Source organism: Neisseria sp. HMSC075C10, assembly GCF_001815615.1.
GTDB lineage: Bacteria > Pseudomonadota > Gammaproteobacteria > Burkholderiales > Neisseriaceae > Neisseria > Neisseria subflava_A.
The window spans coordinates 1-12,278 of record NZ_KV821233.1 but is presented as its reverse complement, the minus strand read 5'-3'; the positions used below and the strand labels follow the sequence as shown (position 1 = coordinate 12,278).

9 protein-coding genes are annotated in these 12,278 nt (G+C 46.9%); 2 read left to right on the top strand and 7 right to left on the bottom strand.

The annotated features are described in order from the left end of the window. The first annotated feature begins 1 nt into the window (after position 1). Both HMPREF3047_RS00730 and HMPREF3047_RS00725 read left to right on the top strand, forming a co-directional pair. On the top strand, positions 2-688 hold the full coding sequence (locus HMPREF3047_RS00730) for a methionine ABC transporter permease (protein ID WP_070711912.1): 687 nt from the start codon (positions 2-4) through the stop codon (positions 686-688). Positions 689-885: 197 nt separating this feature from the next. Then, positions 886-1,797 carry a MetQ/NlpA family ABC transporter substrate-binding protein gene (locus HMPREF3047_RS00725; protein ID WP_070711910.1) on the top strand — a complete coding sequence of 304 codons (912 nt, stop codon included), beginning with the start codon at positions 886-888 and terminating at the stop codon, positions 1,795-1,797. A gap of 594 nt (positions 1,798-2,391) precedes the next feature. Here HMPREF3047_RS00725 and HMPREF3047_RS00720 read toward each other — a convergent pair. The 7 genes from HMPREF3047_RS00720 to HMPREF3047_RS00690 form a co-directional block, all read right to left on the bottom strand. Next, positions 2,392-3,411 carry an FAD:protein FMN transferase gene (locus HMPREF3047_RS00720; RefSeq protein WP_070711907.1) on the bottom strand — a complete coding sequence of 340 codons (1,020 nt, stop codon included), beginning with the start codon at positions 3,409-3,411 and terminating at the stop codon, positions 2,392-2,394. A 118-nt stretch (positions 3,412-3,529) separates the two neighbouring features. Further along, positions 3,530-4,024 (bottom strand): nitrous oxide reductase accessory protein NosL, encoded by a 495-nt coding sequence (locus tag HMPREF3047_RS00715; protein WP_070589555.1) that lies wholly within the window; start codon positions 4,022-4,024, stop codon positions 3,530-3,532. Beyond that, positions 4,021-4,851, bottom strand: a complete 831-nt coding sequence (locus HMPREF3047_RS00710; protein ID WP_070583442.1) for an ABC transporter permease — start codon at positions 4,849-4,851, stop codon at positions 4,021-4,023. Before HMPREF3047_RS00710 ends, HMPREF3047_RS00715 begins: the two co-directional genes overlap by 4 nt. Continuing rightward, entirely contained in the window at positions 4,848-5,741 is an 894-nt protein-coding gene (locus HMPREF3047_RS00705; RefSeq protein ID WP_003684436.1) for an ABC transporter ATP-binding protein, read from the bottom strand. Before HMPREF3047_RS00705 ends, HMPREF3047_RS00710 begins: the two co-directional genes overlap by 4 nt. A gap of 59 nt (positions 5,742-5,800) precedes the next feature. Further along, on the bottom strand, positions 5,801-7,168 hold the full coding sequence (locus HMPREF3047_RS00700; RefSeq protein WP_070711905.1) for a nitrous oxide reductase family maturation protein NosD: 1,368 nt from the start codon (positions 7,166-7,168) through the stop codon (positions 5,801-5,803). Between the two features lie 192 nt (positions 7,169-7,360). Further along, positions 7,361-9,328: a TAT-dependent nitrous-oxide reductase gene (gene nosZ, locus HMPREF3047_RS00695; protein ID WP_070583437.1), complete on the bottom strand. Its 1,968-nt coding sequence runs from the start codon at positions 9,326-9,328 to the stop codon at positions 7,361-7,363. A gap of 109 nt (positions 9,329-9,437) precedes the next feature. Continuing rightward, positions 9,438-11,786, bottom strand: coding sequence for a NosR/NirI family protein (locus HMPREF3047_RS00690; protein ID WP_168165897.1), 2,349 nt, complete (start codon positions 11,784-11,786; stop codon positions 9,438-9,440). Positions 11,787-12,278: the final 492 nt, after the last annotated feature.

Sequence of the window (12,278 nt, the reverse complement as noted above, 5' to 3'; positions counted from 1 at the left end):
TATGGCAGATTTAACATTTGAAAGTGCTGTTGAGACCATCGTCAGCATGAAGGGCGAAATTATCCAAGCCTTGGGCGAAACCTTTATTATGGTCGGCTTATCGACTACTTTCGCCGTTATCTTCGGTACGGTTTTGGGCGTATTGCTGTTTGTGACATCAAGCCATCAGTTGCACTACAACAAACAGCTGAATTTGTTTTTGGACAACCTGGTCAACCTGATGCGCGCGTTTCCTTTCGTCATCCTGATGATTGCCATGATTCCTGTTACACGCGCCATCATCGGCACGACCATCGGCCCGGTTGCCGCCTCATTGGTATTGAGCGTATCCGGCTTGTTCTACTTCGCCCGTCTGGTCGAGCAAAACCTGCGCGAAGTACCCAGAGGCGTAATTGAAGCGGCCTCCGCAATGGGTGCTTCCCCCATGAGCATCATCTGCAAAGTGCTTTTGAATGAAGCGCGCGCAGGTATGGTTTCCAGCATTACCGTACTGGCTATCGGCCTTCTGTCGTACAGCGCGGCGGCAGGTATGATTGGCGGCGGCGGCTTGGGCGACCTTGCCATCCGTTACGGCTACTACCGCTATCAAATGGAAGTCATCATCTTCATCGTCGCCATGCTGGTTTTACTCGTTATCCTGATTCAAGGTATCGGCAACAGATTGGCACGCAAATTGGACAAGCGTTAAGCAAACAGGCCGTCTGAAATGGACTTACTATTTTTCAGACGGTCTGTTATCTGTTTAGAACATATTAGGATATATATTCCAAATAAATTTACAAAAAACGTCCTCATATTTCCAAAATAGATTTACAATCCCTCTTTTTTTAACGGCGGCAGATTGAGGCCGTCTGGAACCGTTTTATCATCCATCAGGAGCAAAATATGCAAATCAACACATTCTTCAAAACCCTTTCAGCCGCTGCGCTGGCCATCGTACTGGCTGCCTGCGGCGGTCAAAAAGACAGCGCGCCTGCTGCCTCTGCCGCTTCTTCTGCCGACAACGGCGCAGAGAAAAAAGAAATCGTCTTCGGTACAACCGTCGGCGACTTCGGCGATATGGTTAAAGACCAAATCCAACCGGCTTTGGAGAAAAAAGGCTATAAAGTCAAACTGATCGAGTTCACCGACTATGTGCGCCCCAACCTTGCTTTGGCTGAAGGCGAATTGGACATCAACATCTTCCAACACAAACCTTATCTGGATGACTTCAAAAAAGAACACAAACTGGACATCGTTGAAGCCTTCCAAGTACCGACCGCACCTTTGGGTCTGTACCCTGGCAAATTGAAATCTTTGGACGAAGTGAAAGACGGTGTCAGCGTTTCTGCACCTAATGACCCATCTAACTTTGCCCGTGCATTGGTTATGTTGAACGAATTGGGCTGGATTAAACTGAAAGCCGACGTTGACCCGCTGACTGCTTCTAAAAACGATATTGCCGAAAATCCAAAAAACATCCAAATCGTAGAACTTGAAGCCGCCCAACTGCCACGCAGCCGTGCCGACGTTGACTTTGCCATCGTTAACGGCAACTACGCCATGAGCAGCGGCATGAAACTGACTGAAGCCCTGTTCCAAGAGCCAAGCTTCGCCTACGTTAACTGGTCTGCCGTCCGCACTGCCGACAAAGACAGCCAATGGCTGAAAGATGTAACCGAAGCCTACAACTCTGACGAATTCAAAGCCTACTCAAAAAAACGCTTTGCCGGTTACAAATATCCTGCTGCATGGGGTGAAAACGCAGCTGCAGGTGCTCAAGCCGAAGCTGCTTCTACTGCTTCTGCAACCAAATAAGTAACTTTTTGAAAAAAGGCCGTCTGAACATTCAGACGGCCTTTTTCTATTGATTATCTCTTCTCAAAGCTCAAAACAAGTTTTTTGATTAACGCCAAATACTTACGTAATTCCCTTTTTAAAACCAAATCAATATGTTGTAAAAAAGTTCAATAAAAATTCATGTTTTTATTCAATAAAATCAATCACTAAATGAATTATTCTAATTTTTTATAATATTCACTGGTAATGTTCCGTTTATCCTGATATTATACCGTTCATCCAAAGACATCCGGTTATCTGAATTACAGACCGTTCATCTGAATTGCTTGCAACCACTTTGTCGGATTTTCCCATGTATGTTGTGTTTTTCCGTATCGAAGGGGTTTGAGCGGTTGAAACCGTATTGCTTAGATATTAAAGCTTCATGCTTTGAAATGAGTGAATTTTTGTTTTAAGTGTCGTAATCTCTTGCTAATTACTCCCAGCTGCAAGAGTTTCAGGGTTGCCCCCTTGGGCAGCCCTTCTTTTTTTATATTTCATTATTTCAATATCTTAGACTTTCCCTTATTCATATATTCAAACCAACTGGCAAAACCATTCTTTTTCTCAATCTCAAATCTTCTTCAATTCATTATTCGGCATCACCAGCCAAACCTGTGCCTTTTTAACTTGGGCCGCTGCTCGGATGGCCGCTTCATCCATAATAGAAAATGCGGTAGAAAAAGCATCGGCAACTGCCGCACTTTCCGCCATAACGCTCATGCTTTTATAGCGCGGCTGGCTTCCGCCTGTGCGCGGGTCAAACAGATGGGTAAATTTGCCTGCCTCGTCCATTACCGTGCCATAGCCGCCCGATGTGGCAAACGCTTGATTTTTCATGGCAATGGTGGTCAGGATTTGGTCTTCTTGGTCAGGATTGCGGATGCTGACATTCCACTCGCGCTGGTTGGCATTATCAAAGCCGTAAATCTCCCCCATATCAATCAATGCCTGGGTAACGCCTTGCTGCTTTAATAACTCGACTACTTTATCAGTGATATAGCCCTGCGCAATGCCGTTGAGCGACAAGCCCATGCCTTTTTGGGCAAAACGGATTTCTTTGGTATCAAAATCGACTTTGTTGAAATCCACTAATTTGAGCGTGTCTTTGATACTGCGTTCGGATGGCGGTGTTTCGGTTTTGGGGTTTCGCCTGAAGTGGTCGGCATACAGATTCCACAATGGCTGAATGCTGGGATCAAATGCACCCTGTGTCAGCTGATGAATATCTCGACTGATGCTGAGTAGCTGCAAAAAATCGGATGGCGGATTTTTCAGACGGCCTTCTCGGTTTAAACGGCTGATCAGGCTGTCGTCCCGATACAGGCTGAAGATTTTTTCCAATCGTGAGACTTCCGCCAATACTTTGTTGACCAGTATTTCCGCCTGCTTGCGCTCAACGCCGAACAAACGCAACTCCGCACCCGAACCCAACGCAATGCCTCTCCAAATAACTGGCTGCTCTTCTTGATTCAGGCTGGCCGAATGAGTCGGCTGATTGGTTTTGCGGCTAATGGCAAAGGGAATGCCGGCACCGGCGACAAGTGTGGCGGCGATGGCAAAGAAACGGCGGCGCGTTAAAGGGGTGGACATGGAGTATTCCTTGGATTTTTATCTTTACATTGAAAGCCGCATTCATCAAATCATCAATCGACAGCTTCCAACACAAAGGCCGTCTGAAACTGTTTCAGACGGCCTTTTATTGATTGTTTTATTTGAAAATGTATTCGTCTGGCATCTCTGCAAAACCGACTACTCTGCCGCCTTTTTCTTTGGCGAATTTTTCAGCCTGAGCCTTGTCGGCAAACGGAAGCGCGTCTTCCGCACCCATGCCGCCGATAAAGCTGCTTTCGATGACGTAATAGGCTTTTTTCGCATCTATCCATTCGGCGTCGGCATTGGGTTTTTCCCAATCTTTGACTTTGCCCATATCGGTAACATAGATGGCATGAATGCCTTTAGGTTCTTCGGGCAGCTTGGTATAGCCGAACATCTGCTTGATGGTGGAAAACCAAACCGGTTTGTCAGGTTTGCCGTTCAAGAAGATTTGCGCTTTAGGGCCGTTGTGTTCGGTCAAATTCATGCTGCAGTAATGACCGACTGCGCTGTCGCTGATTTGTTGGGGCGTAGGCGGAGGAGTATTTTCCTCTTTGCTACAAGCAGATAAAGCAAGGATGGTGAATGCTGTAAATAATATTTTTCTCATATTTGTCTCTTTCCGAAAATCCAGGCGGCTAAGACCAAAGGAATGATAACCCATAATACCTGCGCCGTCAGCAAAACCGGCATAGTCAGGCTGATTTGATCGCTCAAACCGGCCATACCTGCGTACATCGCGGTGTTTTCATAACCGGTCAGGTTGAGCAGACGGTAAATGTCGGAAGGATTGAACAAGAGAATGGTTTCTACGACAGGCGCGGTAATGACTTGTTCGGTATCGGCAACCAAAACACCCAAAAGCGCCATATCGAAAATCACCACAAAAAACAGCCATACGCCGATGGCGATACCGGCGGCAGTACCGCGTTCTTTGACTTTCGCGCTGATCAAATATCCCATAGACAAAAAGGCTGCGCCAAGAATCACACTAGCAACAATCAGAAGGGCGAAAGGTTTCCATGCGGTAAGGTCAAAGCCGCCGTTGGCAAGCTGGAGGGTAATGCCGGCCAATCCGTAGCCTGCCGTGGTGGCAAGGGCAAGGATGATGAGATGGCCGATAAATTTGCCGGCAAGGATTTGGTTACGCGAAATCGGATAGCTCAACAACAGTGCCATCGTACCGCGTTCGATTTCGCCAATCAATGCATCATAAGAGAGCAACATCGCAATCAGCGGAATCAGGAAAATCGATAGGCTGGAGAGGCTGACAACGGTAACGGTCAACGGATCGACTTTGACAGTACCGGTGGGCGAGCTGCCCAGGAAACCCAATGACAGGGCAAGCGCGGCAAGCAGGAGCGCGGCGGCGAGTACCCAACGGTTGCGCAGGCTGTCGCGGACTTCTTTGCCGGTAATAATCCAAACGGGGTTCATACGTCTTCCCTTTTTAAGAATTGTGCGTACATATCGTCAAGTGTCGGGGTATGGATATCGATATAGGCAAGGTTGCCCAAATCACCCAATTCGCTCAAAAGTCCCATACGCTCTTCGGCTTTACATTGCGCTTTATACGACAGGCCGTCTGAAAGCGGCTGCCAACGCTCGCTCAACGGACGCGCTTCTTTCAAACGGACATTGACGGTCAACGGCAAACCACTTTGAACATGCAACTCATCCATGCTGCCATCGGCAACTTTCACACCGTTTTTCATGACGATAATGCGGTCGGCGTGGCCATCGAGTTCTGCAAGCGCGTGCGTGCTGAGCAATACGGTTGCACCGCGTCCATTCAGCTCGCGCACGACTTCGTAAAACATTTGGCGTGAAGCCGGGTCAAGGCCTGTGGTCGGTTCGTCAAACAATAAGACTTTAGGCTCGCCCAACAAGGCTTGTGCCAAAGCGAGACGCTGGCGCATACCTTTGGAGTAAGTGCCGACACGGCGGCGTGCCGCTTGAGAAATGCCGACGCGTTCCAACAACTCACGGTTTTTACTCAAGGGCTGTTTTTTCAGCTTGGCATAGAAATCCATGGTTTCAATGCCGGTCAATGAAGGATGAAGCGCGACGGTTTCAGGCAGGTAACCGATTTGGCTGCGAAGCAGTGCGCCTGCCTTGCTGCCGGTACGCTCGCCCAGCAACATGACTTCGCCTTCGGTCGGTGTAATCAGGCCGAGTATCAGCTTCATGATGGTGGATTTGCCTGCACCGTTATGCCCTGCCATGCCGACGCTTTCGCCTGCTTTGAGGACTAAATCGACTTGGTTGACGGCTTTTTGACTGCCGAATTGTTTGGTCACGTTTCTTAATTCGACGTGGTTGGTCATGAATAATTCCTTTGTGCTGTTTCAGACGGCCTCATTCAAAAGGCCGTCTGAAAACATGTTTAATTCAAAGATCCGTTTTCGGCATCGCTCCAATCGGATTGGCGCGTACTGGCTTCGTGCAACAGCTCATCCTTCATGGCTTCGTATTTGGTGCTTGTTTTGTTGCTGATCGGTTTCATCAATGGCTTACTGTCGATGACGCCGCCCGGCAAAATAGCGGGGAACTGCGATTGCGCCCATTTGACAATGCTGACAGCAGGACTGTTCATCAACAGACGGGACACGGGGGCGCGCCAAATAATTTGGTCGATAATACCGTTCGGTCGATAGGCATTGTCGCCAAAACCATCGCCATCAAGGTCGAATGTGCTGTTGTCGCTCCAATAATTGCCTCGGCCGCCCTCTCCCCAATCAAGGAAACGGGTGCTGACGTATTTGACTTGGCTTTCGTTGTTGATAAACGAATTATTGGACAGGCTTGTGCCTTCAATGGCCGCGGTAAAGTGAATACCGATTTGACAGTTTTCAAAATGGTTGTCGAAAATTTTATTGTAGTTGGCATTGTAGGCAAACACGCATTTGCCTGCCTTGTTGATCACATTATCGTGAATTTCGGAATAATTGACGTAGTTGAGCATAATGCCTTGGTCGCGGCTGCCAACGGCAATGTTGCCATACACTTTCAGGCGTTCGGAAAACATCAGCACATAACCCATGTTGTTGCCGACGGAGATATTGTTGCTGACTTCGCTGTCATTGGTGTACATATAATGGACGGCAAAGCGTAAGTCGCTAAAACGGTTGCCTTTGTAGGTATTATGGGTACTGGTATTTGAAAAAATACCGTCACGGCCTTTGGAAATATCGTTATCGACCACTTGCGCACCCGGCGCATTCCAAACTGTTACGCCATTACCGCGCTCATTCACGCGCAATGTGGCTTCTCCGACAATCTTATTTTCGCGCACCATCGATTCTGCCGCGCCATGGATGTACACGCCGACAGAGTTGTCCAAGACATTATTGTGTTCAACCAATGCACGCGGAGCCGTTTCCTCGAGGTAAATCCCTGCATCCATGGCCGGCAGGCTCAAGCCTGAATTGGAAACTGTCAGATTGCGCAGAGTCACGTCAGGCGCATGAACGGCAATGGTACGCCCGCTCCTGTCGCCAACAATCTTGGCGGAGCGGTCGGCCGGGCCTTCAATGGTAATCGGTTTGTCGATATAGAGTTTGGTCTTGTATGTACCGGAGGCAAGCTTGAGCGTATCGCCGGCTTGGGCGCGCGCTAAAGCATCATTGAGATTGTCTTGTGCGGATACGTTGATGACTACGGCAAAGGCCGTCTGAACCATACTGCCCAACAGCAATACGAATGCGGCACGTTGCCATTTGGAACGATGGGATGGTGTATGCGTCATAATCATATCTCAATTTCAGACGGCCTGTTTTCTACACAATAAACATATGCAGAAACAGGTATTTTGATGTTATAGCGAAGCTGTCTGATGATAGCTTATATCTCATTGCAATATCTGCAGACAAACAGCTTTGCTATAAAGGCCGTCTGAAAGAATGTCTTTTCAGACGGCCTGAAGGATTAAATCATCAAACCAAAATTATTTTGGTTTAACAATCATTTGGCCTGACATTTCCATGTGCAATGCGTGGCAGAACCATTGGCAGTAGTACCAGTGTACGCCTGGACGAACTGCTTTGAAGGTTACAGAAGATGTCGCTTGCGGGCCGATCTCCATAGCGATACCGTAGCCTTCCAAAGTGAAGCCGTGAGTCAAGTCCTCAATGGTCTCAACGTTGGTTACGTATACGGTCACTTCGTCGCCTTGGTTCACTTCAAATTGAGGGATACTGAATGCAGGCGCAACGGCAGTCATGTACACGCGTACTTTGTTGCCTTCGCGTACGACTTTAGCGGCTTTTTCCAGCTCAACGCCGTCTTTTTGCGCTTGTTCCAAAGCATCTTTCCAGAACCATGGGTCTTTGCGGTCCCAAGTTTTGCTTGGGTTCACTTTGGAAGCGGAAACCAGACAGAAGTCATGTGGTTCTGCAAAAGTCGGGTTGTCGTGAACCAGACGCATTTCGTCGCCGGAGATGTCGATCAATTGGTCACACTCAGGTTTCAGAGGACCTGCGTTCAGGAAACGGTCTTTGGAGAATTTGTTCAAAGACACCAACCATTTACCGTCGGCTTCTTTGGTTTCGCCCATGGTAGTGTGGTTGTGGCCAGGTTGATAGTGAACGTCAAGTTTTTGTTTGATCGGATCGATTTTCTCGCCTTTGTAGGCTTTGATCGCATCGTCGATGTTCCATTTCACCATTTGGCTGTCGATAAACAATGTAGTATAGGCATTGCCGCGACCGTCAAATGCAGTGTGTAATGGGCCAAGACCCAGTTGAGGCTCGGCTACGACAACATCGCGCTCTTTGATTTTGCCTGCAAACAAATCGTCCAGTTTGCTGACATCCAACACGGTAACGGTTGGAGACAGTTTACCGTTGAGCATGATGTATTTGCCGTCAGGGCTTGCGTTACAGCCGTGAGGAGAGTTAGGCACAGGGATGTAGCGGGTGTATGGAGAGTTGGCTTCTGCACGGCCGTCCAACATTTTCACGCCGTTAACTTCTTTGAAGTCGCCTTTTTTGATGCCTTCTTCGATAGCGGCCAGGTTAAATACTACACACCAGTCTTGCTCGTTAGAAGAAGCACCTTGTACAGTCAGAGCGCGTTCAGAGTTATAGCAGGTAGAGAAAGAGTATTTACCTTGGTAGTCGGCATCGCCATTGTCCAAGTTACCGTCTACCAAAACTTGCCATGCGATTTCCATGGTTTCGCCGTCAATTGCGGTATAAACGGCATTCCAAGTTTTCGCATCATCCCATTTACCTACGCCGTCAACTGGAACAATGTGTTCGCCGTTGGCAAAAACGTAACCGGTTTTCGGATAACGTTGCGGACGCAGACCGTGGATACCTGAAGCATTAGGAATATCGATGATTTTATCGGTTTTCATTACATCCAAGCGGACGCGGCAAACACGGGTGTTTGCTTTATCGTTGGCGTAAGCATAACGGCCATCGTAAGTTTGGTCGGTGAAAGACAAGTGTGGGTGGTGCAAGTCGCCGTTAGGGTAACAACGCAGACCGCTATCTTGCAGGAATTTACGGGTTTCCGGCGTAATATTTCCGTTCAAAACGCTCAGGCTCTCGTTGGTACGACCCCAACCGGTAGCGCTGTCCATATTGAATACTGGGATACGCATCAGTTCGCGCATAGATGGCAAACCGATCAAGCGCATTTCGCCTGATTGACCGCCTGACAGGAAACCGTAGTATTGGTCAAGTTCACCTGGACCCACTTCGGAAGTCATTTTGCCCGGCTCGGCAGAATGAGCAGCTGCTTTTTCAGCAGGAGCTGCGCCAGAAGCAGCAGCTTTATCACCCTCACCGTTAGAGCAACCGGCCAAGCCCAACAAACCGGCACCGGCAATACCTGCACCGGAAGCAGCGGCAGTACCTAAGAATGAACGACGGCTTAAGCCGTTTTGTTCTAATTTTTCGTCTGACATACGACACTCCTTGGATAAAATCCGGCGGCCGATTTTTTTCAGACGGCCTGCCGATGAAAAAATTTCTAAGTCGGGCTGCCGATACAGCCCTCTTTTATTTTATAAATAACTACTTATCAACACTAATTGCTAATTCTTTTTTAACAAACCGAACAACTTGTTCTTGGGCATTTTGCGTCGCTGCCGCATCATGCTGTTCAGCTTTTGCCGCCGCTTGTTTTTGTTTTTTCTTATTCGTTGCTACTACTTGAGGACAACGCGTATCGTGGTGATACATTACCTGGCAATGCAGACATTGGATACATTCGTTCGGATGAATATCACCTTCTGGTGCAATAGCCTGTACCGGACATTCATGTGTACAAATCTGACAAGGGTTGCCACACATTTTATAGCGGCGCAGCCAGTCAAACACACGGAAGCGACCTGGCAATGCGATACCCGCACCCAAAGGACACAGATAACGACAGAAGAAACGTTCGATAAAAAAACCGGCAATCAACAAAGCTGCAGCAAACAATACAAACCACCATTCGCGCATAAACTTCAGAATAATCGCAGTTTTGAAAGGTTCAACTTCTGCAAATTTTTCAGCAGTGCCCAAATCGTACAGGGAAATAGCCAGCAAACCGAAGAAGATAACATATTTAATGGCTGTCAGGCGCGTATGCAATAAATGTGGCACAGTAATTTGTTTTACGCCCAATTTTTTAGCAACACGATTGGTCAACTCCTGCAATGAACCGAAAGGACACAGCCAGCCGCAGAACGTACCTCTGTTCCACAACAACATGGTCGCTGCTGTAAAGAGCCACAGAATGAACACCAGCGGATCCATCAGGAAGAATTCCCAGTGAAACTCAGTCAAAACCGCGGAGAATAAGGTGAGCGTATTGACAACTGATAATTGAGCTTGCGCATACCAACCAATATAAACTAAGGTAAATGTCAGGAAGCAGAGGCGGAAACGGTCATACCATTTTTCGTAACGTACAATCCAGTCTTGGAACAGGAATACCAACAGAAGAATTGTCAAAGCAATACCGACAACAATAATTTGACCTTGCTTGGCTTTCCAAACCTGTTTCCAAAGTTGGTTGGAAACACCATCATCACCGGCAGTCGCATCTTCGGCAATACCCGTACTTTCAGGAACTGAAGCTGCAGCCGCAACTTGCTCAACCGGCGCGCTGATTTCAACAGGTGGCGCTTTTGGATCATCGACATAGTAGCCTTTTGGCAATTCGTAATCCAAATCTGCATTCACAAAAGCTTTATCGTTAACGCTCAACACACGTTGAATCATCAGTTGTAAACGCCATGGCTCGGCAGCATCAAATTCCACACCTTCCGGGATGGTAAACCAAGAGACCTCTTTAAATGCAGGTGCACCTTCCGCTGCCAAAGCAACTACACGCTCATGTTGTGCATCGGTAAAACGGAAGCTGGTATCGCCCTGAATCATTTCGATACGGTCGAAGATACCGCCACGCACATAGCCTGAGCCCTTCCAAGAGTATCGGCCTTCACCGGCAACCATAATCGCCTGTTGACCTGGTTGCAAACGTTTTTGCAGATTATTCCAACCGGCTTCACCCAAAAGGCTTTTACCGATAGAAGGTTGGCTGACCAAAGCAACATATAAATCAACGAATGTATCGTTACCATCGCCCTGCTCTGCATGGTCTGTAACACCTGCTTTACCGCCTTTTTCAAACAATTTGTTGATATCGTCAACAGAAATATGCAGATGACCAACAGCTTTTTGTTCTAACAGTGCATTCCAAGACTGAATATCTTGTTTATCAGAATTCACAGCACGACGGGGACGGGTTTGAACCGCAGGCTCATTTGCAGCTTGTTCACCAGAAGCGGCAGCAGCACCGGCTTGAGTCGCTTTATCCGTACCCAAATGATATTGATGAATAACCGATTTGACAGAACGCTGAATACTGTCGTTAATCACCATTAACGTTACAGTCGCACCACTGATGATATCACCAGGAGCCACGCCAGGCTGCGGAGGATTTTTAATAAAATTTAAGCCAATATATTTATCAATGAATTTATCAACACGGGATTGCGGAATACCAATCAGCATAATTGGTTCATGATGCTCAACCAATTTTGCTCCGGCAATAGTGCCATCATTGGCCAATGCAACCATCGTATCAATCGGCTTACTCGAATAACCGCGCGTATTAACCACATCAGTCGTGATATAAACCAAGCCAAGTTGCTCTTCGCCTTTATATACACGAGCAACCAAAGGCTTACCTTCCGGTTTGCCGTAGCGATCAGCACCAGGAAAAATTTCAGAAGGCTGAATTTTTGCCAAAAAATCAGGCAAGCGCTCTGCGTAAGCAGGTAGGCTTACTATCATCATAGAAAATACAGCAAACAGCACAAGGATTCGTTTCCAAATGCCACTTAAGCACTTCATTTCAAGACAGGACATGGCTATTCCCGATATATCGATACTCTAAACACTTATATTATATGAATCATCTATCAGCAATAATTTGATTAAAATCAAATTTACAAATCTTAAAACCAAATTCCACATGCTAATAATACTTTAGAACTATAAAAATAAATCTTTTATTAGTCGACATGAAATATAGGAAAATCAACTTAATCAATGACCATCTTTATATTGTTAACTTATTTATAATAATACTCAAAACAATTTCCAATATTTTATTTAGCATATATTTAATAGAATATAATCTGACTTAGATTTTCATAAGCCGTCTGAAAATATCGAAAATACTTTAACCTGCCCCTGCAATAACAAAATACATTCCCTACAAAAACAAAAAGAGCCTGTATAAAACAGGCTCCTTTTTAGACTAATCTTAAGTCAGATTAGAATTTGTGACGCAGGCCAACAGTACCAGCAGTTTTCTCGTATTTAGTATCGCCTTTGCCTTCTTTCAACCAGCCGGCA